The 26,523-nt window shown below is 61.6% G+C and carries 27 protein-coding genes, 4 tRNA genes and 2 pseudogenes; 19 read left to right on the forward strand and 14 right to left on the reverse strand.

Annotated elements, in window-relative coordinates; translation table 11 throughout:
- Positions 1-13: 13 nt before the first annotated feature.
- The 4 genes from V6767_RS13595 (at position 14) to V6767_RS13610 (ending at position 3,192) form a co-directional block, all read left to right on the forward strand.
- Positions 14-1,090, forward strand: a complete 1,077-nt coding sequence (locus V6767_RS13595) for a BMP family ABC transporter substrate-binding protein (protein WP_230718013.1) — start codon at positions 14-16, stop codon at positions 1,088-1,090.
- Between the two features lie 217 nt (positions 1,091-1,307).
- Positions 1,308-2,054: an NUDIX hydrolase gene (locus V6767_RS13600; RefSeq protein WP_448473983.1), complete on the forward strand. Its 747-nt coding sequence runs from the start codon at positions 1,308-1,310 to the stop codon at positions 2,052-2,054.
- Between the two features lie 7 nt (positions 2,055-2,061).
- Entirely contained in the window at positions 2,062-2,970 is a 909-nt protein-coding gene (locus V6767_RS13605; RefSeq protein ID WP_448473984.1) for a PhzF family phenazine biosynthesis protein, read from the forward strand.
- Positions 2,971-3,116: 146 nt separating this feature from the next.
- Positions 3,117-3,192 (forward strand) — tRNA-Lys (locus V6767_RS13610).
- A 488-nt stretch (positions 3,193-3,680) separates the two neighbouring features.
- Here the strand turns inward: V6767_RS13610 and V6767_RS13615 are convergent.
- Positions 3,681-3,765: transfer RNA gene (locus V6767_RS13615), tRNA-Leu, on the reverse strand.
- A 194-nt stretch (positions 3,766-3,959) separates the two neighbouring features.
- On the opposite strand from V6767_RS13615, the gene lipB reads away from it, so the two are divergent.
- Positions 3,960-4,676, forward strand: coding sequence for a lipoyl(octanoyl) transferase LipB (gene lipB / locus V6767_RS13620; protein WP_448473985.1), 717 nt, complete (start codon positions 3,960-3,962; stop codon positions 4,674-4,676).
- Positions 4,677-4,680: 4 nt separating this feature from the next.
- On the opposite strand, the gene V6767_RS13625 is transcribed toward lipB, so the two are convergent.
- The gene (locus tag V6767_RS13625; RefSeq protein ID WP_448473986.1) at positions 4,681-5,058 is read right to left on the reverse strand and encodes a helix-turn-helix domain-containing protein; all 378 of its coding nucleotides are present in this window, start codon (positions 5,056-5,058) and stop codon (positions 4,681-4,683) included.
- Between the two features lie 192 nt (positions 5,059-5,250).
- On the opposite strand from V6767_RS13625, the gene V6767_RS13630 reads away from it, so the two are divergent.
- The 4 genes from V6767_RS13630 to fghA are packed head-to-tail and all read left to right on the forward strand — an operon-like array spanning position 5,251 to position 8,132.
- Positions 5,251-6,378: an S-(hydroxymethyl)glutathione dehydrogenase/class III alcohol dehydrogenase gene (locus V6767_RS13630; RefSeq protein WP_230721255.1), complete on the forward strand. Its 1,128-nt coding sequence runs from the start codon at positions 5,251-5,253 to the stop codon at positions 6,376-6,378.
- Positions 6,378-6,842 carry a GNAT family N-acetyltransferase gene (locus tag V6767_RS13635; protein ID WP_448473987.1) on the forward strand — a complete coding sequence of 155 codons (465 nt, stop codon included), beginning with the start codon at positions 6,378-6,380 and terminating at the stop codon, positions 6,840-6,842. The genes V6767_RS13630 and V6767_RS13635 overlap by 1 nt, the downstream gene beginning before the upstream one ends.
- Complete coding sequence (locus tag V6767_RS13640; protein WP_448473988.1) at positions 6,839-7,288, forward strand: YaiI/YqxD family protein; 450 nt, start codon at positions 6,839-6,841, stop codon at positions 7,286-7,288. Before V6767_RS13635 ends, V6767_RS13640 begins: the two co-directional genes overlap by 4 nt.
- A gap of 13 nt (positions 7,289-7,301) precedes the next feature.
- Positions 7,302-8,132: an S-formylglutathione hydrolase gene (gene fghA, locus V6767_RS13645; protein WP_448473989.1), complete on the forward strand. Its 831-nt coding sequence runs from the start codon at positions 7,302-7,304 to the stop codon at positions 8,130-8,132.
- Positions 8,133-8,205: 73 nt separating this feature from the next.
- On the opposite strand, the gene V6767_RS13650 is transcribed toward fghA, so the two are convergent.
- Together V6767_RS13650 and V6767_RS13655 are read right to left on the reverse strand one after the other, a co-directional pair.
- Entirely contained in the window at positions 8,206-8,577 is a 372-nt protein-coding gene (locus V6767_RS13650) for a DUF5368 domain-containing protein (protein ID WP_448473990.1), read from the reverse strand.
- 12 nt (positions 8,578-8,589) lie between these two features.
- Positions 8,590-9,858 carry an NAD(P)/FAD-dependent oxidoreductase gene (locus V6767_RS13655; RefSeq protein WP_448474006.1) on the reverse strand — a complete coding sequence of 423 codons (1,269 nt, stop codon included), beginning with the start codon at positions 9,856-9,858 and terminating at the stop codon, positions 8,590-8,592.
- Here V6767_RS13655 and V6767_RS13660 point away from each other — a divergent pair.
- Together V6767_RS13660 and V6767_RS13665 are read left to right on the forward strand one after the other, a co-directional pair.
- Entirely contained in the window at positions 9,773-10,126 is a 354-nt protein-coding gene (locus V6767_RS13660) for a hypothetical protein (protein WP_448474007.1), read from the forward strand. The two genes, V6767_RS13655 and V6767_RS13660, sit on opposite strands and share 86 nt — an antisense overlap.
- Positions 10,127-10,268: 142 nt before the next feature.
- A pseudogene (locus V6767_RS13665) lies at positions 10,269-10,601 on the forward strand (IS481 family transposase); the annotation flags it as partial.
- Positions 10,602-10,644: 43 nt separating this feature from the next.
- Here V6767_RS13665 and V6767_RS13670 read toward each other — a convergent pair.
- From V6767_RS13670 to V6767_RS13680, 3 genes are all read right to left on the reverse strand, one after another.
- Positions 10,645-10,719, reverse strand: a tRNA-Asn gene (locus V6767_RS13670).
- A gap of 161 nt (positions 10,720-10,880) precedes the next feature.
- On the reverse strand, positions 10,881-11,549 hold the full coding sequence (locus V6767_RS13675) for a hypothetical protein (RefSeq protein WP_448473991.1): 669 nt from the start codon (positions 11,547-11,549) through the stop codon (positions 10,881-10,883).
- Between the two features lie 43 nt (positions 11,550-11,592).
- A complete protein-coding gene (locus V6767_RS13680; RefSeq protein ID WP_448473992.1) occupies positions 11,593-13,512 on the reverse strand; it encodes a mechanosensitive ion channel family protein in 1,920 nt (639 codons plus the stop codon).
- Positions 13,513-13,674: 162 nt separating this feature from the next.
- Between V6767_RS13680 and V6767_RS13685 the strand changes: the two genes are divergently transcribed.
- From V6767_RS13685 to V6767_RS13705, 5 genes are all read left to right on the forward strand, one after another.
- Positions 13,675-13,748, forward strand: a tRNA-Cys gene (locus tag V6767_RS13685).
- Positions 13,749-14,142: 394 nt separating this feature from the next.
- Complete coding sequence (locus V6767_RS13690; protein WP_448473993.1) at positions 14,143-14,955, forward strand: hypothetical protein; 813 nt, start codon at positions 14,143-14,145, stop codon at positions 14,953-14,955.
- Between the two features lie 201 nt (positions 14,956-15,156).
- The gene (locus V6767_RS13695; protein WP_448468036.1) at positions 15,157-15,825 is read left to right on the forward strand and encodes a protein-L-isoaspartate O-methyltransferase family protein; all 669 of its coding nucleotides are present in this window, start codon (positions 15,157-15,159) and stop codon (positions 15,823-15,825) included.
- Positions 15,826-16,003: 178 nt separating this feature from the next.
- Complete coding sequence (locus V6767_RS13700; RefSeq protein WP_448473994.1) at positions 16,004-16,738, forward strand: PopZ family protein; 735 nt, start codon at positions 16,004-16,006, stop codon at positions 16,736-16,738.
- A gap of 199 nt (positions 16,739-16,937) precedes the next feature.
- Positions 16,938-19,850, forward strand: a complete 2,913-nt coding sequence (locus V6767_RS13705; RefSeq protein WP_448473995.1) for a valine--tRNA ligase — start codon at positions 16,938-16,940, stop codon at positions 19,848-19,850.
- Between the two features lie 41 nt (positions 19,851-19,891).
- Here the strand turns inward: V6767_RS13705 and V6767_RS13710 are convergent, their stop codons facing one another.
- Positions 19,892-20,467, reverse strand: a complete 576-nt coding sequence (locus V6767_RS13710) for an N-acetyltransferase family protein (protein ID WP_448473996.1) — start codon at positions 20,465-20,467, stop codon at positions 19,892-19,894.
- 100 nt (positions 20,468-20,567) lie between these two features.
- On the opposite strand from V6767_RS13710, the gene V6767_RS13715 reads away from it, so the two are divergent.
- Both V6767_RS13715 and V6767_RS13720 read left to right on the forward strand, forming a co-directional pair.
- On the forward strand, positions 20,568-21,176 hold the full coding sequence (locus tag V6767_RS13715; protein ID WP_448432800.1) for a TetR/AcrR family transcriptional regulator: 609 nt from the start codon (positions 20,568-20,570) through the stop codon (positions 21,174-21,176).
- Between the two features lie 238 nt (positions 21,177-21,414).
- Positions 21,415-21,945: a carboxymuconolactone decarboxylase family protein gene (locus V6767_RS13720; RefSeq protein ID WP_448473997.1), complete on the forward strand. Its 531-nt coding sequence runs from the start codon at positions 21,415-21,417 to the stop codon at positions 21,943-21,945.
- Positions 21,946-22,021: 76 nt separating this feature from the next.
- Here V6767_RS13720 and V6767_RS13725 read toward each other — a convergent pair whose 3' ends face one another.
- From V6767_RS13725 to rplM, 6 genes are all read right to left on the reverse strand, one after another.
- Positions 22,022-22,432 carry a DUF1284 domain-containing protein gene (locus V6767_RS13725; protein WP_448473998.1) on the reverse strand — a complete coding sequence of 137 codons (411 nt, stop codon included), beginning with the start codon at positions 22,430-22,432 and terminating at the stop codon, positions 22,022-22,024.
- A complete protein-coding gene (locus V6767_RS13730; protein ID WP_448473999.1) occupies positions 22,432-23,016 on the reverse strand; it encodes a biotin transporter BioY in 585 nt (194 codons plus the stop codon). Before V6767_RS13730 ends, V6767_RS13725 begins: the two co-directional genes overlap by 1 nt.
- A 182-nt stretch (positions 23,017-23,198) precedes the next feature.
- Positions 23,199-23,843 carry a GntR family transcriptional regulator gene (locus V6767_RS13735; RefSeq protein ID WP_448474000.1) on the reverse strand — a complete coding sequence of 215 codons (645 nt, stop codon included), beginning with the start codon at positions 23,841-23,843 and terminating at the stop codon, positions 23,199-23,201.
- Positions 23,844-23,944: 101 nt separating this feature from the next.
- On the reverse strand, positions 23,945-24,370 hold the full coding sequence (locus V6767_RS13740; RefSeq protein WP_448474001.1) for a hypothetical protein: 426 nt from the start codon (positions 24,368-24,370) through the stop codon (positions 23,945-23,947).
- Positions 24,371-24,570: 200 nt separating this feature from the next.
- Positions 24,571-25,050, reverse strand: a complete 480-nt coding sequence (gene rpsI, locus V6767_RS13745; protein ID WP_448432794.1) for a 30S ribosomal protein S9 — start codon at positions 25,048-25,050, stop codon at positions 24,571-24,573.
- Positions 25,050-25,514, reverse strand: coding sequence for a 50S ribosomal protein L13 (gene rplM / locus V6767_RS13750; RefSeq protein WP_174801068.1), 465 nt, complete (start codon positions 25,512-25,514; stop codon positions 25,050-25,052). The genes rpsI and rplM overlap by 1 nt, the downstream gene beginning before the upstream one ends.
- Positions 25,515-26,031: 517 nt before the next feature.
- Between rplM and V6767_RS13755 the strand changes: the two are divergent.
- Positions 26,032-26,471: pseudogene (locus tag V6767_RS13755) on the forward strand (VOC family protein).
- The last annotated feature ends 52 nt before the right edge of the window (positions 26,472-26,523 follow it).

Genomic DNA, 26,523 nt, shown 5'->3' on the forward strand with positions numbered 1-26,523 from the left:
AATGAGGTGAACGATGAAAACGCTGAACTTCGCACTGGCCGCCTCGGCGGCGATCATCGCCGGGCTTTATGCAACCGGCGCCAGCGCCCAGGAAGACGTCAAGGCCTGCTTCGTCTATGTCGGCTCGGCAACCGATGGCGGCTGGACCCAGGCCCACGACATCGCGCGGCAGGAGCTCGAGGATACGCTCGACATCGAAACCGCCTATATCGAAAACGTGCCGGAAGGCCCGGATGCCGAACGCGCGATCGAGCGCATGGCGCGGTCCGGCTGCACCATCGTCTTCACCACCTCCTTCGGCTTCATGGAGCCGACGCTGAAGGTTGCCGCGAAATATCCGGATGTGAAGTTCGAGCACGCCACCGGATACAAGACCGCCGACAATGTCGCGACCTACAATTCGCGCTTCTATGAAGGCCGCTATATCTCGGGCGTAATCGCCGGCTCGATCTCCGAATCGGGCATTGGCGGCTATATCGGCTCGTTCCCGATCCCGGAAGTCGTCATGGGCATCGATGCCTTCCAGCTCGGCGCGCAGTCGGTCAATCCGGATTTCAAGACCAAGGTGGTCTGGGCCAATACCTGGTTTGACCCGGGCCGCGAGGCCGATGCCGCCAAGGCGCTGATCGACCAGGGCGTCGACGTTCTTGCCCAGCACACTGATACCACCGCGCCGATGCAGATCGCCGCCGAGCGTGGCATCAAGGCCTTCGGTCAGGCCTCCGACATGATCGAGGCCGGCCCGGAAACCCAGCTCACCTCTATTCTGGACACCTGGGCACCGTACTATATCAAGCGCGTCGAGGCCGTTCAGAACGGCACTTGGGAATCCGAGCAGAGCTGGGATGGCCTGAAGGACGGTATCCTGACGATGGCACCCTACACCAACATGCCGGATGACGTGAAGAAACTCGCCGAAGAGACTGAAGCAAAGATCATTTCCGGCGAGCTGAAGCCGTTCACCGGCCCGGTCACCCTGCAGGACGGCACGCCGTTCCTCGCAGAGGGCGAAGTCGCCGATGACGGCACCCTGCTCGGCCTCAACGTTCTGGTCGAGGGCGTGGAAGGCTCGCTGCCGAAGTCTGAATAAGGGCTCGGTCTCGGGACTGGCTTAGGAAGGGCCCGGCGTTGTTTGACGCCGGGCTTTTCATTTTTTGGAGCCTCGGCTGCGGTCAGCCCGTCTGCCGCGTCTTTGTCCCAAAATCGCCCGACACGCGCTTCCAAATCGCGTCGATGCGTCTTAGCCTGCCTGCGTGAATGAAACTGATTTGCGCGCTGCCTGCGCCAGCATACTGATCCGGAACCGAATGCAGACCTTCAACTCCCTGATCCCCGAAAACTGGCCGGCCGAGGGCCGCGCCTTTCCGGTGCGATCGATCGATATCCGGGTCGAGGCGGGCGATCCGGCCGGCATTTCCCGTTTCGACAGGCAGGTGCAGGCAAACTGGGAGCGTGAGGTTTCGGCCAATCCGCATCTGTTCAATGGCCGGCTGATTACCTTGAACGAGGTGCGCCTTGAAGATGGCGGGGTGACGGCCACCGGTCAGATCGTTCCCTACGCCTATCATCTGTGGTGGCGGCGGCAGGAGCCGCGCCCGCCGACCTTCCATTCCTTCGCCATGCCGGTGATCATCTCGGCCGATGGCGCGATCATCGCGATCCGCATGAGTCCCACCACCGCCAATGCCGGCAAGGTCTATTGCGCGTCCGGCTCGCTCGAACCCGCCGATATCGTTGACGGCCGCGTCGATATCGATGCCAATATGGCGCGCGAGGCGGCTGAGGAAACCGGGCTGCGGCTTGATGAGCTTGAAACCCGGCCGGGCTATTACTGCGCGCATTTCCGCCAGGCTGTGATGTTCTACCGGTTTTTCCACGCCGCGCTTGACGCCGATGATCTTATGGCCAATGTGCGAGAGCATATGCGCCACGACGACGAGCAGGAGATCGACGCGGTTCTGGCGATCACGCGTGAAAACCGCGACGCGTGCGACTACGCCTATTCGATGTTGCCAGTGCTCGAACTGTTTTTCGACGGCGGACTGAGGAGATGACGACACCATGCTGGATTATGTGATCTATGACGTGTTCACGGCGGAGCGCTACAAGGGCAATCCGCTTGCCGTGGTCTTCGGCGCCGACGCGCTGAGCGACGACGAGATGCAGACGATCGCCATCGAGTTCAACCTGTCGGAGACGATCTTCCTCAGCGCGCCGGAGCATGTTTCGCACTCGGCCGCGGCCCGCATTTTCACGCCCGGCGGGGAACTGCCGTTCGCCGGCCACCCGACTGTGGGCGCGTCGATCGCGCTTGCCGAGCGTCAGCACGGCGAGGATGCGGATGTCGATATGGTCACGGTTCTGGCCGAAAAGATCGGGCCGGTGCGTTGCGCCGTGAAGCTCAAGCCGGGGGCCGCGAGCTTCGCTGAGTTCGATCTGCCGAAACACTCGCGCCGGTCTGACGAGGTCATCGCGCGCGAAAAGCTTGCCGACGCGCTCGGTATCTCGCCGGCTGAAATTGGCTTTGAGAATCACGTGCCGACAATCTGGTCGGCCGGCGTTCCCTTCGCCATGATCCCGCTGCGCAATCTTGCGGCGGTGGAGAAGGTCGAATTCGATCAGCGCCAGTGGCTGTCCTTCGCGCCGCTCGTTGATGGCCTGCCGGTCTGGGCCTATCCCTACACAAGAGGCGGTGTGCGCCATGACGCGCATTTCCACGTTCGCATGTTCGCCGCTGAAACGATCGAGGAGGATCCGGCGACCGGTTCGGCCGCCGCGGCCTTTTCGGGCGCGATCCAGCATTTCGACGCGCCGGGCGAAGGGTCTCACACCTTCGTCATCGAGCAGGGCGTGGAAATGGGCCGTCCGTCCTATATCCGTCTCAATCTGGAGACCGGAGCGGCCGGTGAAATCACCGCCGCGCGTATCGGCGGGCAGGCGGTCCGGGTAGCGCGCGGCACGCTGCTGTAGGGCCGCCCTGACAGCCTCGAGCGACCGTTTCCCACCGATAAGTCCTTGGCTGCTCACGAAACGCCGAAAATTTCACTTGCAGTGCTGGACAAGCCCCCGAATCCCCGTTATATGCGCCTCCAACGACGCAAACGCGCCGTTCTCGTGGGTGATTAGCTCAGTTGGTAGAGCAGCTGACTCTTAATCAGCGGGTCGTAGGTTCGAGACCTACATCACCCACCATTTTCTCTTCTACAGCCCGAAGACATAGGCAACAGAATGCCCCTGAGACATGGGTGACAACCTCGTGCCAAAAGGGTTGTCGATGGTCTGTATGTCCTCTGTTCCAAATCGAAACACTCCAGATCATAGCGCATAAGGCTGTGATCAGCCAAATGCTGTCTTCGAGCTACTTTTCCTTTGAACGGCGATAAGTCTTGAGAGCGCAGGCTTGGATCAATGACACGGGCTTCATCGCCTTCGTGATGAGCGTTGACTGGCACGTGCAACGGACATTTCGTGGAAAGAGAGCGTCTGGCCGCCCTCGGAAGAAGCAATCTGAGCGCATCATGTAGGGAGACGACGGCCGGAACGCGCCGCCAAACGAACAGAAAAAGCGTTGTCAGGGTAATCAAGGGCTAGTCTGGGTGACCATGCTCGACTCGCTCAGCGCCACGGCTTATGCCGCGCAAATCATAAGCGACTGCTTTTACTGAGTTTAACTCTAAAAATGGTGCGGTCGAGAAGACTCGAACTTCCACGGGTTGCCCCACAGCGACCTCAACGCTGCGCGTCTACCAATTCCGCCACGACCGCATCGTGGTAGATGCCGGTTTGTGCCGGCGCCGCAGCATGTAGCAAAAGCAAACTCGCCACACAAGCGCCATTGATCGTTTTTTTTCATTTCTGCACGCGAAGTGTGAAACCGCGCTCTCTGCCCGCCGCGACAGGCCTTGCGGCGCTTGCCGTCCCGCCCCAAATCTGCAAGGAGAAGGCCGAAGGATCCGCATATGCAAAGAAGCGACATCGAGACCCTGATGCAGCCCGAGCCCGGCAGCCCGCCGGTGCGCTGGCGGGTGAGCGAGGGACTGACGGAATACCCGGAGGCGCTTGCCGAAATGGAGCGCGAGGTCGACCTGATCGCGTCCGGCGAGGCGAACGAACTCGTCTGGCTGGTCGAGCATCCGCCGCTCTACACCGCCGGCACCAGCGCCAATGCTTCCGACCTGCTGATCGCCGACCGATTCCCGGTCTATGACACAGGACGCGGCGGCGAATATACCTATCACGGCCCCGGTCAGCGGGTCGCCTATCTGATGCTGGACCTGAAGCGCCGGCGCCGCGATGTGCGCGCCTTCGTCGCCGCGATCGAGGAGACCATCATCAAGACGCTCGATTCGATGAATGTGCGCGGCGAGCGGCGCGAGGACCGGGTCGGCGTCTGGGTCCGGCGACCGGAGCGTCCGCCGCTACCGGACGGCTCGATGGCCGAGGACAAGATCGCCGCGATCGGGATCAGGCTCCGGCGCTGGGTCAGCTTTCACGGCCTGTCGATTAATGTCGAGCCGGAGCTCGATCATTTCGGCGGCATCGTGCCCTGCGGCATTTCAGGCTATGGCGTCACCAGCCTCGTGGATCTCGGCCTGCCGGTGACGATGGGCGATGTCGACATCGCCCTGCGCAAGGCCTTCGAGGATGTATTCGGGGAAACGGAAATCGAGAGCTGACCCGCTATTGCAGCGTCCTGTTGCCGGTCGCAAAGCCTGAAAGACGCGCGCGCGATGCGCTGCCTTTGGCATCGCCGTCGCGACGGCCGGTCTTTCCCACGCGGTTGATGCCCATCACCATGTCGGTGTGTTTCATCCCGGCCTCGCCGCAATCTTCTTCCCAGTCGCCGGAAATCAGCCAGAAGGGGCGCACGCCGAGGATCGCGGCGATCTTCACCAGGCGCTCGACGGTCGGCTCGGCGCGGTCGCATTCCCAGTTCCTGAGCGTCAGTGGCGCAACGCCAAGCCGCGCGGCCGCGGTATCGAGGCTCAATCCCGCGCCTTCGCGCGCGGCAAGCAGCCTTCCGCCGAGGGTGTCGTCGGCGTAGAATTTCTCGTCCATTGCGCTTCCTTCCCGAAAACCGCGCCGGTTTGCCCGGTCTTGACCCTTCATAGCCAATCGCGGGCAAAACCGCCACCCACACCCGCCGCTTTCCGCAAATCAGCTGAAATTGGTCGCTTGCATACTTGCCGATGATGGAGCGCACATGCGAAACTCGGTGCACGAAAACAAGAGAATCCGGGAGTAACGCCGATGGATGTACGCGCCGCAGTGGCTGTTGAAGCGGGAAAGCCGCTAGAAATCATGAATGTTCAGCTCGAAGGACCGAAAGCGGGCGAAGTCCTGATCGAGGTCAAGGCCACGGGCATTTGCCATACCGACGATTTCACGCTGTCGGGCGCCGACCCGGAAGGTATTTTCCCGGCGATCCTCGGCCATGAGGGCGCCGGCGTGGTGGTTGACGTCGGCCCGGGCGTGACCTCGGTGAAAAAGGGCGATCACGTGATTCCACTCTACACCCCGGAATGCCGCGAATGCCCGTCCTGCCTGTCGCGCAAGACCAATCTCTGCACCGCCATCCGTTCGACCCAGGGGCAGGGCCTGATGCCGGACGGCACGTCGCGCTTTTCGCTCGATGGCAAGCCGCTCTATCATTACATGGGCTGCTCCACCTTCGCCAACTTCACCGTTCTGCCGGAAATCGCGGTCGCCAAGATCAACCCGGACGCACCCTTCGACAAGGTCTGCTATATCGGCTGCGGCGTGACGACAGGCGTCGGCGCGGTGATCAACACGGCCAAGGTGGAAATCGGCGCGACCGCGATCGTCTTCGGCCTTGGCGGCATCGGCCTCAATGTCATTCAGGGGCTCAGGCTTGCCGGCGCGGACATGATCATCGGCGTCGACCTCAACAACGACAAGAAGGAATGGGGCGAGCGTTTCGGCATGACCCATTTCGTCAATCCCAAGGAGATCGGCGAGGACCTCGTTCCCTATCTGATCAACCTGACGAAGCGCGGCGCGGATACGATCGGCGGCGCGGATTACACGTTTGATTGCACCGGCAATACCACCGTCATGCGTCAGGCTCTGGAAAGCTCGCATCGCGGCTGGGGCAAGTCGGTCGTCATCGGCGTGGCCGGCGCGGGTCAGGAAATCTCCACCCGTCCGTTCCAGCTCGTCACCGGCCGCTCCTGGATGGGCACCGCCTTCGGCGGCGCGCGCGGGCGCACCGACGTGCCGAAGATCGTCGACTGGTACATGGACGGCAAGATCGAAATCGATCCGATGATCACCCATCTCCTGAAGCTGGAAGACATCAACAAGGGCTTCGATCTGATGCATGGCGGCGAGAGCATCCGCTCGGTTGTCCTCTACTGATGGCATTGACCGTCGATATCGCCCGGCTGGATGCGCTCACGCCGGGCGAATTGCATGACCTGTTCCGGCTAAGGATCGACGTGTTCGTGGTCGAGCAGAACTGCCCCTATCCCGAGATCGACGGCAAGGACCCGGAGGCGCTGCATCTGCGCCTTCTGGAAGATGGCCGGCTTGCCGCCTATGCCCGCATCTTCGCAGCCGACGCGACTGCGGGCGAAGCGCGAATCGGCCGGGTCGTGGTCGCGCCTGATTATCGCGGCCAGCGTCTTGGCGAGCGCATCATGCGGGAGGCAATTGCCGCCTGTGAAAAACGCGCGCCGGGTGCGGCGATCGCGATTTCGGCGCAGGCGCATCTTCAGCGTTTCTATGGCACTCTCGGCTTCAGCGTTACCTCGGCGGAATATCTTGAGGACGGCATCCCGCATGTGGACATGGTCCGCGCCGCCGAAAGGCGCGCCTCATGATCTATGTCGACGCCGATGCCTGTCCGGTGAAGCCGGAGGTCATAAAGGTGGCGGAGCGGCACGGCCTACCCGTGACCTTCGTCGCCAATACCGGCCTGCGCCCGTCGCGCGACCCGATGATCAAAAACGTCATCGTCTCCGGCGCATTCGATGCCGCCGATGACTGGATTGCGGAGCGCGCCAGCCCCGGCGATATCGTGGTGACCGCCGACGTGCCGCTTGCCGAGCGATGCGTGGCCGCCGGCGCGCTGGTCACGGGGCCCACGGGCCGGGTGTTCGACGACAAGAATATCGGCATGGCCCGCGCCATGCGCGATCTCGGCCAGCATCTGCGCGAGACCGGCGAGAGCAAGGGCTATAACGCCCCGTTTTCGGCCCGCGATCGATCGGCTTTTCTGCAAACCATGGAACAGCTTTGCCGCAAGGCGAAGTCGTCCGGTCAATGACGAAGGAATCACGATGAACATTATTTCCGAAAACACCGCCTTCGGCGGCATGCAGGGCGTTTTCTCGCACGAATCGGAAGCTTGCGGATGCGAGATGACCTTCGCCGTCTTCCTCCCGCCGCAAGCCGTCGAGCGGCCATGCCCCGTGCTTTGGTATCTCTCCGGCCTCACCTGCACCCATGCCAATGTCATGGAGAAGGGCGAGTACCGGCGCATGGCCGCCGAGCTCGGCCTGATCATCGTGTGCCCGGATACCAGTCCGCGCGGCACGGATGTCGCCGACGCGCTGACCGACTGGCAGATCGGCAAGGGCGCTGGCTTTTATGTCGACGCCACCGAAGAGCCGTGGTCGAAACACTACAGGATGGAAAGCTACATCACCGAGGAACTGCCGGCGCTGATCGCCAAGAGCTTCCGCGTCGACATGGATCGCCAGGGCATTTTCGGCCACTCCATGGGCGGCCATGGCGCGATGACGCTGGCCCTGAAAAATCCCGGCCGCTACAAGAGCTGCTCGGCCTTCGCGCCGATCGTCTCGCCCTCGACATCGGCCTGGGCGCAGGGCGCGTTCACGAAATATCTGGGCTCCGACCAGTCCGTCTGGCGCAAGCACGATGCCTGCGCACTGGTGGAGGATGGCGCGCGCTTTCCCGCCTTCCTGATCGACCAGGGCAAGGCCGACAATTTCCTGGAGGACGGGCTGAAGCCGTGGATGTTCGAGGAGGCCGTCAAGGGCACCGATATCGAACTGACGCTGCGCATGCACGAGCGCTACGACCACTCCTACTACTTCATCTCCACCTTCATGGACGATCACCTGCGCTGGCACGCCGAACGGGTGTGAAGGCGCGCGCGACAGACTCCCTTTAGAATGAAGTGGTCACGTTTCGCGAGCGCTTCACAACCACCATTCCCGCTCAAGAGTCCAAACCCGCGGGGCGCGAGCGCGGGCCAGCGATCAGCGAACCGACCGTATAGACGCATATGGCCATGCCAATTGCCCCGGCGAGGGCGACTGCCAGAAGTACCAGCACGTCTATGGGCCCGCCGATATCCGACAGCCTGGAATGCGTGGTCGCCATCAGCAGCCATACGGCCGCCACCGCGCCGACCGGCATGGAAAGCTGCGCCAGCAGGAATTTTTTCCAGCTCACGGCGCGATCGCGGATCAGGACATAGAAATAGGCCAGGGTGATCAGCGCCGCGAGCGCCACCATGATCCAGAATACAGTGCGGCCGAAGATCTCTTCGAATACGGCAAACATCGTGCCGAAGGTAAGGTCTTTCATGGCAAATCCTCCTCAGGCCCGGCCGCGCAGCATTGCATTATACGTGGCCTTGAGCGCGATCTCCTTCATCAGCCAGCTGATCCAGAGTTCTTCCAGCGGCGCGATGATGCCGGGAAATGAAGGCGTCAGATTGTTGTGGTAGTCGAACTCGACAAGCATGGCCCGACCGACGCGGGTGATCAGCGGGCACGAAGTATAGCCGTCGTAGAACTGCGTGGCCTCAAGGCCCGCGATCGCGGCGACCAGATGGTCTTCCACAACCGGCACCTGCCATTTCACGGAAGCCGCCGTCTTGCCCTTGGGTACGCCGGCGACGTCTCCCAGCGCGAAAATTTCCGGATAGCGCAGATGACGCAGCGTGGCGGGATCGACCTCCACCCAGCCCTGGTCCTGCCAGCGCTCGGCCCAGGACAGACCGGACTGGCGGATAAAGTCCGGCGCCCGCTGCGGCGGTATGACGTGGATATAGTCGTAATCCAGTTCCTCGACGCCGCCCTCCACACTGAAGAACGCCCGCTTGGCGCCAGGGTCGATCGCGGCGAGCCTGCGCTGCATCAGAGACTCCACGCCGCGGTCCTCAAACAGCATTCTGACCTTCTCGGCCACGATCGGCACGCCGAACAGGCTTGCCTGCGGCGCGGCGTAGATCATGTTCATCCTGCCGGCATTGCCCGCCCGTCGGCCGATATCGTCGACCAGGAAGGTATGTTTGAGCGGCGCCCCGGCGCATTTCATTTCCGTTTCAGGACGGGTGAATATCCCTGTGCCGCCCTCCTCGGTAAACTTCTGTGCCGCCTGCCAGGTTCTTGCGGCGTCCTCCGGCCCGCCGTAAAGAGCGCCAATACCATCCCGTCCGATCAGATCGCGCGAGAATCCCTCAATCGCGTCGTAATCGAGAACGAGACCCGGCGCGAGCACGAGCCAATCGTAGGAAATCGCCTTGCCGCCCTCGGTCGCGACGATCTTGTTTTCAGCATCAACGGCGGCAACGGGGTCCTGTATCCAATCGACGCCGTCCGGCAGCCAGCGCTTTTCGTCGGATGTGACATAGTCGGCCGGCTTGAGACCGGTCGCGACCAGGGTCAACCCTGGCTGATAGAGGTGGGTTGTGCGCGGATCGATGATCGTGATCCGCGCGCCCTCCAGCCGCTGGCTCAGCCGATTGGCCATGGCAGTGCCGGCCGCGCCGGCGCCGATGATCACGATATTCGCTTTGGTGGATACCGGCTTCGTCCCGGACTGCGCAGGTGCCGGGCTAAATGCAGTAGTAGCGGCGCCCATTGCGCCAAGAGATAGAAACTCTCGCCGTTTCAACAGCTTTGCCTCCCAATGCGGCAGCGGTTTAAGCCGCGCCGGCGGTTGTGATAGGCTGCGCAACGCTCCTCCGCGCAGCCGGCATGTCCAGCTCCTGCTTCCTCACGGCAAGCGTCTGCGGCAGGCGACTGAATTCGAGGCAAAATTTACCAACGGCACAGCAGTCTCGGAATTGATCCCAATCAAATTGTTAGAAATTTCGAGCAAGCCGCCGCCGGGCGGCGCTTCAGACTGAAAAAGGCAGCGACCCGGAACATAGGTGATGTTTTGTACCGGAGACATGGGTGACACTCTTTTCGTTTTGCGGGAGATGTCGAGGCTGTGGAGAGAGATTTAGGCTATGGAAGAACGCCTACGATCTGTTGTCCGCCTTCGGCGAATTCAATGAGGAGCGGCCTCGCGAGGTGCTCGTCATGAGGGGACCAACTCTACGTCCCTTTCTCTGTGCCTTATGAGGGCCTGCCGGACGTGGAATACCCTTCCACGACCGCGACATCATCGTCACGGTATGCGGTCGTATCTGCATGGCGCGGAAGAAGATCAATATCTCGACCGTGCTCGCCGGTCAGAAACTCGGCATCAAGGAGGTCGACGACGGCATTTGGCTGATCAGCTTCATGCGCTATGATCTGGGATATATCGATTTGGAACAGAGAACATTGCAAACCATCGACAACCCGTTCGGCACGAGGTTGTCACCCATGTTTTAGGTACATTCTGTTACCTATGTTTTCGGGCTGTACAATGAAGAAATGGCTCCCCGGGTCGGATTCGAACCGACGACCTATCGATTAACAGTCGAGTGCTCTACCGCTGAGCTACCAGGGAACAATCGCGCCGTCTGAGGCGCTGCGGTGTGAGCGGGTTAATACAAATGGTGAGGCGATTTGCCAAGCCCTTTTCGATAAAAAAAGCAAAGAAGTTTTTCACCCTCGCGCGTTCCGTTTCGCTCGGTCGGGATGCGGACCCGATCGAGCCGCCGAGAGAGGTCAGGACTGCGCCTCGACGCCGTCTGGTTTGTTACGACCATCGCCACGCTCGGATTGGTGCAGATCGCGCATCAGTCTTTCGATACGGCGGCGCTGGCGCTGGCTGCGCAACTGCGATGCGGCGTAGCGGCGCGGAGACACGACCAACCCGTCGCGTTCGCCGACAATATCGAAAACCCGTTCGGCTGCGACCGGCCGGTCCTCCGAGGTATAGGTCGCCACGATGGTGATATTGATGTTTTCAATGGTCTCGAACCGATCGAAATCCGGGGGCGACATCTTGGCGATCAATGCGCGGAACGTGCCGAGGTCGAGATGCTCGGCCGCCGCCAGCGGGCCCTGAAACAATTTGGCGCGCGGATCGGATGCATTGTTATCATCGAAGGTGAGGTTGCTGAGCGAGTAGCTGAAGTGCTCGCTGTCAGTCCCGTTCTTCACGGTGAGATCGAGCAGGACAGCGTCGATGAACAGCGCCTTCGCGCTCATATTGGCAACCAGGCAGTGGCCGTCGAGGGTCGGGCTCCCGCCGCGATTGATCAGGATCTTGGCGCGCCGTCCCTCCCGGAATCCGCTGAAAATCAATTGCAGATAGATCGCCCAGATAAAAAGCGTGGCGACGCTGGCAACCGCGCTGATCGCGCCTGCGTTCTCGTTGACCCAGCCCCACATTTCAACCTCCGCGGCCTATAGGGGCCCATTCGCTTTGCTAAAGCTAGGTCCCGTCGTCGTCCTTCGGCGCCTCGCCGGCGTTCTCTTGTGTCGCAACGTCTGCGATCGGCTTGGGTTCCTTATCATCGCCCTGTGCAAGATAGACGGTGGAGGTGGGATAGGCGAAACCGGAACCGTGGCGTTCGACGATGTCGCGAATCGAAAGCAGCAATTGCTCCTGCACCTCGAGGAAGACGTTGATGTCGGAGGCGGAGATATTGGCGTAGATATCGATCAGCACGGCCGAATCGCCATATTCCACGAGCCGGACGCGCCTTGGCGATTCGAGCACGCTTTCATGGGATGCAAGCAGGGCCCGGATATCCTCCATGATCCTGTGCAGCGTGTCGGCGTCGGTTTCGTATCTGAGGCCGATCTTGTGGCGGAACAGGAAGACGTCGCGGCGGCTGTAATTGGTGATCTTGCGTTTTACCAGATCGGCATTGGCGACGATGATGAGCGTGCGGTCGAGCGCGCGGATGCGGGTCGAACGGATGCCGATTTCCTCCACAGTGCCGGCGGTATCGTCGAACTGGAAGAAGTCGCCGACCCGCACGATCCGGTCTGCGTAAAGCAGCACGCCGCTGATGAAGTTTTCGAGCGTCGGCTGGGCGGCAAGCGCAATCGCCAGGCCGCCGACGCCGAGACCGGCGACGACGCCATAGATCGGAATGCCGATCTGGGTCGCGCCATAGCCGAGCACGATAATCGCCACGATGAAGGACATCACCTGGAAGCCGGTGCGCAGCAGGCTGGCATCAAGCGAGGCATTGCTGACGGCGGGATTGCGGATCGTCCACATATATAGCGTCTGCAGAAGCTGGTAGGTGAACCAGGCTGTGGCCGTCCAGATGAGCGCGCTCAAGGCGGTGGTGGTGACATAAAGCAGGTCGCCGGTGATGTTGATCTGCTCCTCGATCAGGAAGCGGATGAGGTTTGCCGCGCCGATGATCAGCAGGGGCGTGACCACGCGACGCAGCTGGCGCCTGGCGGGATCCAGCGGAACGGCGCGTCGCGCATTCCAGCGGCTGAACCAGACCAGCGCGACCACCGACACGACGGTGATGAGCGCCAGCCCCAACCATTGCCAATAGGCCTGGTTGCCGAATTCATAGCGCAGCCAGTAGGGGCCATCGAGAATGAACTCATACCAGCGCGGCGCGACCAGATTGCCCGGCGTATAGATGTAATACTGGTAGAGGTCTTCGCCGAGGTCGGCGATCATCGGAAGGGCCTTGACCTCCTCGTAGTCGTCGTCGATCTGGTTGATGGTGCTTTGGGTAAAAAGATATTCGCCCTCCCGGGGGCCGTCCCTTTGCCGCTCGATGGTCAGGCTGGTGCCGGGAATGATCCACTTCGCCGGCAGCGCTTCCGCGTCCGTATCCGACAGCGCGAACGCGCCCGCGGCAAGGCCGGGTATTTCCTCCACCGGCGGCAGATAGATCCGGTCGAATATTTCCTGGAGTTGCAGCACGGTCTCTATGCTCGCGCGCTGACGCGACGCGGCCGGTATCGCTGAGAGATCGAAGGTTCGCGCCGCCTTTTCCAGCAGCGACTGCACCAGAACGAGCTGATCGCGCTGGTCGCGAGTCATAAAAAAGGTGTCGCCGTCGAAATAGCTGTCGCGCACCTCAAGCCAGAGTTCGCTCGCCGTCTGCATGATCACCAGAAAGCTTTCCAGCGTCGCGCGCGGGCTGCGGGTGTCGGGCGGCGAGATGGGGTTTGTCACCAGACGCTCGTACCGCGCCTTGAGGCCGGCATTTCCCTGGGCGTCCTGGAAGATTTCCTGCACCAGCTCGGTGGAGGTTTTTTCGTCGTCAGTTTCCTGAGCGGCGGCGGGCGAGAGTTGAAGACATGCCGCCGTCAAAAGGGCGAAAACGCACCACGCCGCAAAAAATCTGGCGGAATTCAAGATGGTCGGCATTGGTCCCCTCCATTGCGACGCGCCGGTATTTCGACCCCGAAGCCGGACTTCGTGACACTAACCGATTCGCGCGGCCTTTTGAGCCTGCGGCGCCGGGCAGCGCTATTGCAAATCAAATTAAATCATTCTAAATCCGCGCCAACCCTTCGATCGACAAAGTTTGGCCTCGTGGCGGAGTGGTTACGCAGAGGACTGCAAATCCTTGCACGCCGGTTCGATTCCGGCCGAGGCCTCCACTTCCTTTTTTGATAAGAATTCAGCGCCGTCCTGGCAGCATCGCCAGTTTGCTGTGCGATCGTGTTGGTGATTTTCATGACCATAGATGTCGCCGAGCACATGGTATCGCTACCACTCTTTTATTTGAATAACTTGCTTCCCGATTGTCCACGTGTTTTTCGGGCCCGAATATCTTCTTTGTTATCGAAGTATGGTAGGTGAAGAGCCTCGGTCTTTTCAGCTCAGAATTAGTATCTCTTGTTCTGGTCGCCGAGAAGATTCTTCGCCGCTGAGGAACTTTTTCGTTCAAGGTCCCGTTTAAAAGTTACGCGGATCGAACAGACGAGCCGCAAACATAAGGTTGTTTGAACAGGGGGAGTCCTTCTAAAGCGAGGGCTCCAGAAGGAGGACGACATGTTTGCCTGTCGCAGTAAATCTACACTTCTGGCGAGTGCTTTTTTCGCAGGGTCGCTCGCCGTTACATTTTATGGTGCGAACCCTGCCAATGCACAGTCTCTGAATATCGGCGGCGAGAACGGGATAAGCGTCGGCGTCAACACCGACACCGATCCCTCAGGCGGCATCGGCGCGGGCGTTGACGCTAGCGTCGGCGGCTCGGATGGCGTGAATGCCGGCGCATCAGCCGGCGTCGGCGGCGGTCAGGCCGCAAGCGTTGATGCCGGCGCGAGCGTCGGCGGTTCCGGTGGCGTTGATGCCGGAGCGTCAGCCGATGTCGGCGGCGGACAGGCGGCAAGCGCCGATGTCGGCGCAAGCGTTGGCGGCTCCAGTGGCGTGAACGCCGATGCCTCCGCCGATGTTGGCGGCAGCAGCGGGATAGGGGCTTCGGCCTCCGCCACGATCGGCGGCGACAGCGGCGCGAATGCTGATGTCGATGTCGGCATTGGCGGCGACGATGGCACCGGCGCGGACGTGGACATCGGCCTCGGCGGCGGAGGCGGCAACAATGGCGGTGGCAATAGTGGAGGTGGAAACGGCGGCGGAAATGCCGGTGGCGGCAATGGAGGTGGCACGTCCGGCGGAGATGGATCGGGCGGCGGTTCGATGCCTGACAACCGCAACGACCAGCGTCTCGTGATCGCCTTCGACGATCTGAGCAGCGGCGAGCAGCAGACCGTGCGTAAACAGTGCCAGGCCGTGATGCGCACGCCGGACAATTATGAAGCCGGCCTGCAGCGGCTCTGCATTCTGGTCAACCGTTATCGGTGATCTTGAAATGCCATCGGGGCCGGCGCTCGCGCCGGCCCTTTCGTCATGTCCCGGGTGAGCAGGCGCGGCCTTGTGCGCCTTCTCCTCTTCGGCTTTTTCGCAAAACTCCCGTCTTGCATGGAGGCGACAGCGCATCTATGAACACAGTGTGAGCGTCAAGACGGCGCTGAACGCTGAATGTTTGCGAGGTTGTTGGCCATGATGAATTTCGAAACGGCGCGCAGGAAGATGGTGGAAAACCAGATCCGGCCGACCGATGTGACAGCCTATCCTGTGCTCGAAGCCTTTCTTGCCGTGCCGCGCGAGGCTTTCTTGCCGCCGCAATCCAGGTCGCTCGCCTATATCGACGAGGACATTCAGGTGAAGCCCGCAAACGAGGCCGGCCCCGCCCGCTACATGATGGAGCCGTCGCCGCTTGCCAAGCTGGTCCAGCTTCTGGAGCTTTCCAAGAAGGATGTGGTGCTGGTGGTCGGCGCGGGCGATGGGTACGCCGCCGCGATTCTTTCGCTGCTCGCCCAGTCGGTCGTCGGCATCGACAGCGATGAGGAACTGGTTGAAAGCGCGAGCGCGAAATTCCTCGAACTCGGCTATGACAATGCGGTTGTGGTCAGCGGCGTCCTGCCCGAGGGCTATCCGTCCGAGGCGCCTTATGACGCGATCTTCCTCAATGGCGCGGTCGAGGTCGTTCCGGAGGCGCTGCTGAACCAGCTGCGCGATGGCGGCCGGCTCGTCTGCGTCGAGGGTACGGGTTATTCCGCCCGGGCCACCATCTATCATCGCGACGGCGATGTGTTTTCGTCGCTTTCGTCCTTCAATGCCGCCGTCAAGCCGCTTCCCGGTTTCGCGCGGGCGAAGGCCTTCGAATTCTAGAGATTGGTAAGTTCTACCGGACGTGTCCCTAAAATCCTGTGTATAGCACTGAAAATATGACGGTTTCGGTCTTCATGCGACCGGAGCTGGCGTATCTTTGTCGATGATTCGACGCTAGGGACATTAACGCGCGGGAAGGTTTGTAATGGCGCAGCCAAAATTGCAGCAAGAGCCCTCGATGGAAGAAATTCTCGCTTCGATTCGCCGTATCATCGACAGCGGCGACGATGTCGGGCGTTCTCCGCGCGCCGCGCGTGACAACGCTGCCGCGCCGAGAGATGAGAGCTACCGCGTGTCCGAGGCCTATCGGCAGCGCGATCATGATGCGGGCGATGCATCCCCGGCCGCGCAGGATCCCGAGCCTTTTGGCGACAATTCCTTCGTCTCGCGCCGTCCTGCCTTCACCTTTGATGAGGATTCCCAGCCGTCGAACGAAACGGAAGCGACACATGGCGAGGAAGCCGAACAGCCGTTCGTGGCAGACCACCAGGAGCCGGTGACGCATCAGGCTACTGAACAGGAGGAGCGGCAGGCGGCAGCGCCCCGGCCGCATCCGCTGGAGCACGATGCGGTCTATCCGGGCACGATCGGCGAGGTTGCGCGTCAGGTGCGGGAGGCGACCGGTGGGGCCCACGAGCCCAAGAGCGCCGCGCACGCAGACGAGACCGACCATTCGCCGCGCACTGAGGAGCGTCAGGACAGCCTGCTCTCGACGGATTCCGAACAGCGTATCGGCAATGCACTGCATGCGCTTTCCGACGCTTTGGATCGCGAGGGCGCGCGCAAGATCGAGGAAATCGTGATTTCGGAACTGCGTCCGCTGCTCCGGGACTGGATCGAGGAGCACATGCCTTCGATCGTGGAAGAAATGGTCGGCAAGGAAATCGAGCGCATGCGCAACGCAAAGCGCTGAGAACACGCGCGTTGGACCTGCCAAAGCCGTCCCGATCGGGGCGGCTTTGTTGTTGACAGGCCTGAAGCCAAGCGCATAACAACGACAGGCCGCGAAGGGCCGCTGCGTAAGCCGCGGCCACCCGCCGCCGTTTAATCCGGACGCAGGCGCGCTATATGTGTTTCGCCCGGTATTGGTATCAGCAGGAATTGGCGAAGACATGCTTGAGAAGACGTATGACGCGAAAAGCGTCGAACCCAGGATTGCCACCCGGTGGGAACAGGCCGATGCCTTCCGCGCCGGAGCCAACGCAAAGCCGGGCAGGGAGAGCTTCTCGATCGTGATCCCGCCCCCGAACGTGACCGGCTCGCTGCATATGGGCCACGCGCTCAACAACACGCTGCAGGACATCATGGTCCGCTTCGAGCGGATGCGCGGCAAGGACACGCTGTGGCAGCCCGGCATGGACCATGCCGGCATCGCCACCCAGATGGTGGTCGAACGCCAGCTGATGGAACGCCAGCTTCCCGGTCGGCGCGAGATGGGCCGCGACGCCTTCATCGACAAGGTCTGGGAGTGGAAGGAAGAATCCGGCGGGCAGATCATCAATCAGCTCAAGCGCCTCGGCGCTTCCTGTGACTGGTCGCGCGAGCGCTTCACCATGGATGAGGGGCTTTCGGAGGCCGTGCGCGAGGTCTTCGTCTCGCTCTACAAGCACGGCCTGATCTATCGCGGCAAGCGGCTGGTCAACTGGGATCCCGAGTTCGAAACCGCGATTTCCGATCTCGAGGTCGAAAACCGCGAAGTCGACGGCCATATGTGGCATTTCAAATACCCGCTGGCCGGCGGCGAGACTTATACCTATGTCGAGAAGGACGCGGACGGCAATGTCATCCTCGAGGAGGAGCGCGATTACATCTCGATCGCGACTACCCGTCCGGAAACCATGCTCGGCGATGGCGCCGTCGCCGTTCATCCATCGGATGAGCGGTATGCGCCAATTATTGGAAAATTCTGCGAAATTCCGGTTGGGCCAAAGGAGCATCGGCGTCTGATCCCGATCATCACCGACGAATATCCGGACAAGGATTTCGGCTCCGGCGCGGTCAAGATCACCGGTGCGCATGATTTCAACGACTATCAGGTCGCCCGCCGCAACCATATTCCGCTCTACCGGCTGATGGACACCAAGGCCGCGCTGCGCGATGACGGCGAGCCCTATGCCGTATGCGCCGAGCAGGCGATGAAGATCGCGAAATCCGGCGAGCTGCCGACCGAAGCCGAGGTCGACGACATCAACCTCGTGCCCGACGAATATCGCGGCCTCGACCGCTATGCCGCCCGCAAGCGCATCGTCGACGCGATCAATGCCGAGGGCCTTGCCGTCACCGTGAAGGACGAAGAGGGCAATGATATCCCCTTCGTCGAGAACAAGAAGATCATGCAGCCCTTTGGCGACCGTTCGGGCGTCGTCATTGAGCCGATGCTGACCGATCAGTGGTTCGCCGACGCCAAGGAACTTGCCAAGCCGGCGATTGAATCGGTCCGCGAGGGCCGCACCAATTTCGTGCCGAAGAACTGGCAAAAGACCTATTTCGACTGGATGGAAAATATCGAGCCGTGGTGCATTTCGCGCCAGCTCTGGTGGGGCCATCAGATCCCGGCCTGGTACGGCCCAGACGGTCAGGTCTTCGTCGAAAAGACCGAAGAAGAGGCGCTCGACGCCGCGATCCAGCACTATATCGCCCATGAGGGGCCGTGGAAGGCCTGGGTGGAGGAGCAGCTCGAAAACTACGAGCCGGGCAATATCCTGACCCGCGACGAGGACGTGCTCGACACCTGGTTCTCCTCCGCGCTGTGGCCGTTCTCGACGCTCGGCTGGCCCGAGGAGACGGACGAGCTTGCCCGTTACTACCCGACCAGCGTGCTGGTCACCGGCTTCGACATCATCTTCTTCTGGGTTGCCCGCATGATGATGGCCGGGCTGCACTTCATGAAGGACGAGGACGGCAAGCCGGTCGAACCCTTCCACGCCGTCTACGTCCACGCCCTGGTGCGCGACAAGAACGGTCAGAAGATGTCGAAGTCGAAGGGCAACGTCATCGATCCGCTCAACCTGATCGAGGAATATGGCGCCGACGCGCTGCGGTTCACGCTGGCGATCATGGCCGCGCAGGGCCGCGACGTGAAGCTCGACGAGAGCCGCATCGCCGGCTACCGCAACTTCGGCACCAAGCTCTGGAACGCCACGCGCTTTGCCGAGATGAACGGGATGAAGCTCGACGGCTCGTTCCGCCCCTCCGGCGCGACCCAGACCATCAATCGCTGGATCCTGACCGAGCTTTCGAAGACCACCGAGGACGTGACCACGGCGATCGAGAACTTCCGCTTCAACGAGGCGGCCGATGCGCTCTACCGTTTCGTCTGGCACGAGCTCTGCGACTGGTATCTGGAACTCCTGAAGCCGGTGTTCATGGGCGAGGACGAGGCCGCGAAGACCGAGGCCCAGCATTGCGTTGCCTATGTTCTGGCCGAAACCTACAAGCTCTTGCACCCGTTCATGCCGTTCATGACCGAGGAGTTGTGGAACCATATCGGCGGCGAGGGGCTTTGCTGCCATGCCGACTGGCATGAGCCGGGCTTCCGGGATGAAGAGGCGGCCGACGAGATCAACTGGCTTGTCGATCTGATCTCCGGCATCCGCTCGGCGCGCGCGGAGGTGAACGTGCCGCCTTCGGCCAAGGCGCCGCTGATCCTCGTCGGCGCCAATGCCACGACCCGCGAGCGCACCGCCCGCCATTATCCGGCGCTGGAGCGGCTCGCCCGCATCGATTCGCTCGATTTCGAGAAGGAGGCTCCCAAGGGCTCGGCCCAGGTCATCATCGGCGAGGCCACCGCCTGCATTCCGCTGGGCAGCCTTATCGATGTGGCGGCTGAAACCGCGCGTCTGACGAAGGCGATCGGCAAGGTCGACGCCGATATCGAGCGCAGCCAGAAGAAGCTCGGCAACGAGAAATTCATCGCCAACGCCGATCCGGAAGTGGTGGCCACGGAGCGCGAGCGCTTCGAGGAGCTGAAGCAACAGCGCGAACAGCTGACCGTTGCGCTGTCGCGGGTGACCGAAGCCGGGTGAGGGCTTTAGGCAAACGGCGCGCGGTTGCCGCGCGCCGTATCTCAGCGCAGCATCAAGACCCAGTTCTTGCCGTCACACGCCCAGCCGTCGGCCTTGACGATTGGCCGCGAGGCGGCCGGCGTGAAACCGTGGGCCTCGTATAGCCGCATCGCATTTTCGTTGGCGTCCGACACGATGATGCTCATCGACCGGTCCCCCGCAAGCGCAATCGCCTGTTCGAGAAGCCGCGAGCCAAAGCCGCGCTTGCGGTATCCGGCCTCGGTGGCCAGCACGTTGACGTAGAAGCTGCCCGGCGCAAGGCTTTCGAGCTCCTCCAGCGGGAGGAAGACCGGTGGCGTGTTGTCCGGGTCAACGGGTTCCGGCGCATCGCTGATCGGATAGGTGATCAGCAAGGCCCGGGCGACGCCATCGGCCTCGATGACATGAGCGTTTGTCCATGAAAACCCGCCCTCGTCACGCATGGCGCGGGCGCGCCCGGTGGCGAAGGGGTCGGCATCCGGGGCTATCATTTTCCAGAAATAGACGGGCAGGCCTTCGCCGGCGATGTTGATGAGCGACGCCATGGCTGCGGCATCATCCGGCCGGGCCGGCCGGAGCATATCGGTTGCGTTCAACATGATCATTCCTTCTGTCTCGGTGTTTCCGGCAGTCTTGTGACGGAACGATCCCGCGTTTAGAAGTGTACTTGTGGTACAGTGAAGAGCTGGCGAGGAATGCATGGCGAAGGCAACAGACATGCGGTCGCGGCTGATGGACATCGCCGAAGCGGCGGTCCTGGCCAAGGGGTTCGGTGCGACCTCCATCGAGGAACTGATCACCGAGGCCGGGATTACCAAGGGCGGCTTCTTCTATCATTTTCCCGACAAGAATGCGCTCGCCCGCGCCCTTCTTGTGCGCTATCTCGAACGCGAAGAAGACCTGTTGGACGGCATATTCGGCCGCGCGCGGGAATTGCATGAAGACCCGCTGCATGCCTTCCTGATCGGACTGAAACTGCTCGCCGAACTGATGGACGACCTGCCCAACGGCCACCCCGGCTGTCTGGTCGCCACCTATTGCTACAATGAGAGACTGTTCGACCGTGATGTCCGCGACCTTTACACCGAGGCGCTGCTCACCTGGCGCGCCCGGTTTCGCGCCTATCTGGAGGAGATCGCGGAGCGCCATCCGCCGCGAGAGCCCGTCGACCTCGATGCGCTTGCCGACATGGTCAACAACACGGTGGAGGGCGGCATCATCATGTCGAAGGCGCTCCGCGACCCTTCAGTGCTCGGCAAGCAGGTGTTGCAGCTCAGAACCTATATCAAGCTCCTTTTCGAGGCTTGAGACTGTACCGACGGTCAAGTGAGAGCATTGTTACCGGTGCGCATTCCCGTCCAGTGTTTGAAGTCTTTTCCTCCAACTATCTGATACACAAAGGCAATTTAACTTTCCTCTATGTCCGAACCACGGGTTCACTAGGTGGGCGAGGCGAAATCGGGGACAAACCGGGCCAACGTCGCATCGCGGCGTCGCCCCCGCAGATTTGCCTGGGGTTACCCGAAACCAGTTCAGGAATAAGACTATGAAAAACTATCTTCTGTCCGCCCTCGCGGCGGGCGTCGTGATGGTCGCTGCCTCTTCGGTGTCAGCCGAGCGGGTCCGTGGCCCGGCCGATGCCGAAGTGCTTGTCGCCAGCGCCGAGTCGGTAACGGAGGTGCAGGTCGCGGATGGTGCGAGCGCAGCGGGCGCGCCCGATGTCGAGGCTGTCTATGACGAGATCCTCAGAACCTACGGCGTGGTGCCGACCTTCATGAAGGTCTATCCCAAGCACGGCATTGCCGCGGCCTGGGCGCTGACGCGCGATATCGAGGTCAACGAGAACACCGCGCTTTCGGCGAAGACCAAGTCGCTGATCAATATCGCGGTCGCGGCCCAGATCCCGTGCCGTTACTGCGTCTGGGTCGATAGCGTTGCGGCAAAGCAGCTCGGCGCGAGCCAGCAGGAAATTGCCGAGGCGGTCGCGCAGGCGGCGCTTACCCGGCACTGGTCGACGGTGTTGAACGGCATGCAGATCGACTTCGAGGAGTTCAAGGCCGAATTCGGCGGCGAGTAATCCCCGCTGGACACAATAGGAGAGGGGGGGCCATAGGCTCCGCCTCCCAAAAAGGCAGCTCGTCTCACGCTGTCGGTCAGAGCAGCGTGTCGGCAAAGCCATCGCCGGCAATTTCCGTGCAAAGCGCCTGCCATTCGCAGCCCTGACAGGCCGATCGGATATCGCCGCGCGCGAAGGCCTGCCTCAAACCCTCGATATCGTCTTTCTCAAGGACTATGGGATCGGACATACCGTTTTCGAACAGTCGCTCGACCGCCGCGGCCGCCCACCGATCGCGCACGGTCATGCTTTCGCGGTGGCAATGCGGGTCGGGTTCTGTCAGCAGCGGGGCGCAGATATCGTCCGGGCCCTCGACGATCTCGATCGGCTCGCCGCCCGCGATCCGCTCCACGATTGCCGTCATGTTGGCCGTGAAGGCGGGGCTGTAGCCCTTGCCCGCATAGGTGAGCATGCAAAGCAGATGATGCGGGCGCAGCCTGACCGTCATCAGCCGGCGCGCTTCGGGGCGCGCGCGAGCGCCTTCAGCAGGGCGGCCGCTAGCGCCGATTTCAGCACGGCGCCGATCAGGAAGGGCAGGACGCCCGCCGTGAACGCGGCGCCGACGCCGATCATCAGCGAAAGCCAGGCAGCGCCGAGCAGCAGGCAGGCCGCATTGCCGGCCAGCATGGCGAGGAAGGCGAGGGTGACGCGATGGCCGTTCCAGCCGCGCTCGGCCAGAAAGCCCGCGACCATGCCGGCGATCGGGAAGGCGAACAGATAGCCGCCCGTGGGGCCCATGAAATGGGCAAAGCCCGCAGCGCCGCCCGCCAGGACCGGCAGGCCCAGCGCGCCCTCCATGAGCCATGCGACGATGGTGAGCCCGCCGAGCCGCCAGCCGTAAAGCGCGCCGACCAGCGTTACCGCGAAGGTCTGCATCGTGACCGGAACCGGAACCATCGGGACTTCGATATAGGAAGACAGCGCAAGGAACAGGCTGCCCAGAAACACCGCCGCCGCCTTCCAGGCGAGGCTGCGGTCTTGCGGGGCGAGCGGGCTGAAAGCCGGCAGGAGGGTGGGACTGGATGAACGCATGAGATGCTCCTTTTAAATTATAGATAATTTGTAGAATCTATCTCTAAAGGAATCCACATAACGTGGCACAAGGCAAGCCCCGCGCTTTTCCAACGCGCGGCTGCTGTGGAAAGCGGCGAAAATCGGGAGGTTGACCCGGGCGCCGGTCCCTTGATGTGACAGGGCGCGTAGGGCCGTCAGCTTCAACCGGGGGAACGGGTGACTTGCATCCTGGCAGGTTTCTGACCGATCCACTGCACGTGGCGGCCGAGCAGAAGGGCTGCAGCCTCTATATCGCCCCGGCGCAATGCCAAGAGGATGGCACGATGGTCGCGATCGGTTGGTGTGTCCCATTCCGCGCGCCAGCCGGAAAACAGGAAGCGCGCGCTTGCGATGTGAAGATCGTCGATGCTGCGCATCAGGCGCGGCATGCCGCAGGGGGCGAGGATCAGCCGGTGGAAGCGGCGGTTCGCCTGTTCCCAGGCATGGACGTCGCGGGCCTGATCGCCCGCGCGGGTTGCCTCCTCGGCTTCATCGAGAATGGCGCTGGTGAGATGAGGCGCGGCATTGCGCAGCGCCAGCACTTCGAGCGCCGAGCGCATCTCGGCAATCTCGCGCACCTCCTCCATGCTGAAGCCGGCCACGCGAACGCCCCGGCGCGGCTGGCTTTCCACAAGGCCCTGCGCCTCAAGTCGGCGGAATGCCTCGCGCACCGGCACGTGGCTTGCGCCGAACTCCTCAGCGATATGATCCTGCCTGAGCGGCGCGCCGGCGGCGATCTCGCCGGAGACGATGCGCTCCGCCAAGGCGCGGCTGATGCGAGCGGCGATGGGTTCGGATTTGGTCATGGAATTATAGATAATCCGCGCCGGGCAGAAGGTCGATAGGGCGGAATGCAAGAAATCCGGCCGCGTCAATTAAAAGTGCCACTCTGCCTAGAAACGCCCGCTCAGGCCGTCATTTGTTCTGCGGCGATTGGAAAGGGCAGTGCGTGTTCCCACCAGAGATAGCCGAAAATCGGCGTGCGATACATTCTCATCCGGTCTCCGTGATCCATCTCGTCGATATGCGGAACCTGCGAGGACAGGAACCGGAAGGGGGTCGATGAGGATCTGATATCCGCCGGCAGCGCGAGCCAGTGGATCGCCCCATTCCCGGCTGCCAGCGTCCTGTGCCTGTCATAAAGAACGTAAACGACATCGCCGTAATAGCGGGCATTGCAGGCTGACGCCAGAAGACCCGCGGAAATGGCGAAGTTCAGGCCGGTCAGCCATAGCAGAAGTTCGCTCGGGATATGGACAAGTGCCGACAAGGCCGGCAGCGCGAAGAGCCCGAACCCAAAGCAGCGCAGGAAAAAGAATACGACGATTCTCATGCGTCGCGATCCCGTTGGTTTCAGGACCGAGTGTAAGTCCACACGAGAGGGTTGCGCAAGGATGGGTGACCATACCTCGTCGAACGCTGTCATGGCTGCGGCCACAAAGAGCGAAAGGGCGGCCTTGGGCACATTTCCGAACAACAAAAAAAGGGCCGCACAACGGCGGCCCTTTCGGATGCGTATCGAAAACCCAGTGCTTAGCGCTTGGAGAACTGGAACGAACGGCGGGCTTTCGCGCGGCCGTACTTCTTGCGCTCGACGACGCGGCTGTCGCGGGTCAGGAAGCCGCCGCGCTTGAGAACCGAACGCAGTTCCGGCTCGAAATAGGTCAGCGCCTTGGAGATGCCGTGGCGAACCGCACCGGCCTGGCCGGAAAGGCCGCCGCCGGTTACCGTTGCGACGATGTCGAACTGGCCATCACGGGCAGCGGCGACGATCGGCTGCTGGAGAACCATCTGCAGCACCGGACGACCGAAATATTCGGAGAAATCCTTGCCATTAACGGTGATCTTGCCAGTGCCGGCCTTCACCCAAACGCGGGCGACGGCGTCCTTGCGCTTGCCGGTGGCATAGGCGCGGCCAAGGTCGTCAACCTTGCGCTCGTGAACCGGAGCGGCGGGGGTTGCTTCAGCGGTCGCAGCGTCGCCAAGCGTCTTCAGATCGGACAGATCGGCCATTATGCGCTCCTCACATTCTTCTTGTTGAGCTTGGCAACGTCGAGCACTTCGGGCTGCTGGGCTTCATGGGGGTGGTTGGTGCCTGCATAGACGCGCAGGTTCTTCATCTGGCGACGGCCGAGGGGACCGCGCGGAATCATGCGCTCGACAGCCTTTTCGATGACGCGTTCCGGGAAACGGCCCTCGATGATCTGGCGCGCAGTGCGTTCCTTGATGCCGCCGGGGTAGCCGGTGTGCCAGTAGTACATCTTGTCGGTGTACTTCTTGCCGGTCATGGCGACTTTTTCGGCATTGATGACGATGACGTTGTCGCCGTCGTCAACATGCGGGGTGAAAGTGGCTTTGTGCTTGCCGCGCAGGCGCATGGCGACGAGGGTGGCGAGACGGCCGAGGACGAGACCTTCGGCATCGATCACGATCCACTTCTTTTCCACCTCTGCGGGCTTCTGGGAGAAGGTAACCATTATGTTGCTCTCGATTTTGATCCAGCCCCAAAGGGTGGACGTTTCTTGTTGCTTTGCTTGGGGTGAAGCCCAAGCCTGATGGCATATTCGGACTGGCCGGATATGTTGGCGGTTGTATAGAGCCAGGGCGGAGATTGGTCAAGAGCGAAAAAGTGGTACGGATTTTATTTAATCGCGAAAAAACAGATAGATAGAAAAGTGGTATAATAATACCGCATTGGTTGCGCGCTTATTTGTCGATGGTCTTCGCGCTCAATGCTTAAGCCCCCCTCATGAGTCATGCCCGGGCTTGACACGAGCATCCAGGCCACACGGAGAAACTCGCCTGGACCCTCGGGTCAAGCGTGAGGGTGGTGCGCAGAGGGTGTGCGAGGTTTGCACGAAACCAGATCTTGGCCGCAATGCCGGTCGCGACAGCAGGCTTGGGATGTTTCCAATCCAGCCTCCTATGGCAAAAAAGCGCTTTACTTTTGTCACGAATAATAGAACATATAGAGAACAAAATGGAGGTAAGCCCATGGCATTCGAGCGCAGGATCAGCCTGATCACATTGGGCGTCGAGGATATCGCGGTGGCGACGGCGTTCTATGAGCGTCTGGGCTGGAAGAAATCATCCGCCTCGCAGGAAAGCGTCAGCTTCTTCGGGCTCAACGGTATCGCGCTTGGCCTTTTCGGGCGAAAGGCGCTGGCCGAGGATGCCGGCCTGAGGGCATCCCGGACGATCCGCCGTCTTTTTCCGGCGTGACGCTTGCCTATAATGTCGGCTCCGAAAGCGAAGTGGATGAGGCGCTTGCCTTTGCCGAAAGCTGCGGCGCGCGGATCGTCAAGCGGGCGGAGAAGGTATTCTGGGGCGGCTATAGCGGCTATTTCGCCGATCCGGACGGCCATTTGTGGGAGGTCGCCTTCAATCCGTTCTCGCCGCTCGACGAAAACGGGCACATGACGTTTCCGGATTAGAGCATCAGGCGTGATGAATGAATCGTATGGGATTCCGTTTTGGTGCGATTTG

It is taken from the genome of Martelella sp. FLE1502, assembly GCF_053484255.1.

What these genes read in the sequence shown, in the direction of transcription:
- V6767_RS13595 (WP_230718013.1), top strand. Translation starts at nt 14, where the DNA reads ATGAAAACGCTGAACTTCGCACTGGCCGCCTCGGCGGCGATCATCGCC.
- V6767_RS13600 (WP_448473983.1), top strand. Translation starts at nt 1,308, where the DNA reads ATGCAGACCTTCAACTCCCTGATCCCCGAAAACTGGCCGGCCGAGGGC.
- V6767_RS13605 (WP_448473984.1), top strand. Translation starts at nt 2,062, where the DNA reads ATGCTGGATTATGTGATCTATGACGTGTTCACGGCGGAGCGCTACAAG.
- lipB (WP_448473985.1), top strand. Translation starts at nt 3,960, where the DNA reads ATGCAAAGAAGCGACATCGAGACCCTGATGCAGCCCGAGCCCGGCAGC.
- V6767_RS13625 (WP_448473986.1), bottom strand. Translation starts at nt 5,058, where the DNA reads ATGGACGAGAAATTCTACGCCGACGACACCCTCGGCGGAAGGCTGCTT.
- V6767_RS13630 (WP_230721255.1), top strand. Translation starts at nt 5,251, where the DNA reads ATGGATGTACGCGCCGCAGTGGCTGTTGAAGCGGGAAAGCCGCTAGAA.
- V6767_RS13635 (WP_448473987.1), top strand. Translation starts at nt 6,378, where the DNA reads ATGGCATTGACCGTCGATATCGCCCGGCTGGATGCGCTCACGCCGGGC.
- V6767_RS13640 (WP_448473988.1), top strand. Translation starts at nt 6,839, where the DNA reads ATGATCTATGTCGACGCCGATGCCTGTCCGGTGAAGCCGGAGGTCATA.
- fghA (WP_448473989.1), top strand. Translation starts at nt 7,302, where the DNA reads ATGAACATTATTTCCGAAAACACCGCCTTCGGCGGCATGCAGGGCGTT.
- V6767_RS13650 (WP_448473990.1), bottom strand. Translation starts at nt 8,577, where the DNA reads ATGAAAGACCTTACCTTCGGCACGATGTTTGCCGTATTCGAAGAGATC.
- V6767_RS13660 (WP_448474007.1), top strand. Translation starts at nt 9,773, where the DNA reads ATGATCACGATATTCGCTTTGGTGGATACCGGCTTCGTCCCGGACTGC.
- V6767_RS13655 (WP_448474006.1), bottom strand. Translation starts at nt 9,858, where the DNA reads ATGGGCGCCGCTACTACTGCATTTAGCCCGGCACCTGCGCAGTCCGGG.
- V6767_RS13675 (WP_448473991.1), bottom strand. Translation starts at nt 11,549, where the DNA reads ATGTGGGGCTGGGTCAACGAGAACGCAGGCGCGATCAGCGCGGTTGCC.
- V6767_RS13680 (WP_448473992.1), bottom strand. Translation starts at nt 13,512, where the DNA reads ATGCCGACCATCTTGAATTCCGCCAGATTTTTTGCGGCGTGGTGCGTT.
- V6767_RS13690 (WP_448473993.1), top strand. Translation starts at nt 14,143, where the DNA reads ATGTTTGCCTGTCGCAGTAAATCTACACTTCTGGCGAGTGCTTTTTTC.
- V6767_RS13695 (WP_448468036.1), top strand. Translation starts at nt 15,157, where the DNA reads ATGAATTTCGAAACGGCGCGCAGGAAGATGGTGGAAAACCAGATCCGG.
- V6767_RS13700 (WP_448473994.1), top strand. Translation starts at nt 16,004, where the DNA reads ATGGAAGAAATTCTCGCTTCGATTCGCCGTATCATCGACAGCGGCGAC.
- V6767_RS13705 (WP_448473995.1), top strand. Translation starts at nt 16,938, where the DNA reads ATGCTTGAGAAGACGTATGACGCGAAAAGCGTCGAACCCAGGATTGCC.
- V6767_RS13710 (WP_448473996.1), bottom strand. Translation starts at nt 20,467, where the DNA reads ATGTTGAACGCAACCGATATGCTCCGGCCGGCCCGGCCGGATGATGCC.
- V6767_RS13715 (WP_448432800.1), top strand. Translation starts at nt 20,568, where the DNA reads ATGGCGAAGGCAACAGACATGCGGTCGCGGCTGATGGACATCGCCGAA.
- V6767_RS13720 (WP_448473997.1), top strand. Translation starts at nt 21,415, where the DNA reads ATGAAAAACTATCTTCTGTCCGCCCTCGCGGCGGGCGTCGTGATGGTC.
- V6767_RS13725 (WP_448473998.1), bottom strand. Translation starts at nt 22,432, where the DNA reads ATGACGGTCAGGCTGCGCCCGCATCATCTGCTTTGCATGCTCACCTAT.
- V6767_RS13730 (WP_448473999.1), bottom strand. Translation starts at nt 23,016, where the DNA reads ATGCGTTCATCCAGTCCCACCCTCCTGCCGGCTTTCAGCCCGCTCGCC.
- V6767_RS13735 (WP_448474000.1), bottom strand. Translation starts at nt 23,843, where the DNA reads ATGACCAAATCCGAACCCATCGCCGCTCGCATCAGCCGCGCCTTGGCG.
- V6767_RS13740 (WP_448474001.1), bottom strand. Translation starts at nt 24,370, where the DNA reads ATGAGAATCGTCGTATTCTTTTTCCTGCGCTGCTTTGGGTTCGGGCTC.
- rpsI (WP_448432794.1), bottom strand. Translation starts at nt 25,050, where the DNA reads ATGGCCGATCTGTCCGATCTGAAGACGCTTGGCGACGCTGCGACCGCT.
- rplM (WP_174801068.1), bottom strand. Translation starts at nt 25,514, where the DNA reads ATGGTTACCTTCTCCCAGAAGCCCGCAGAGGTGGAAAAGAAGTGGATC.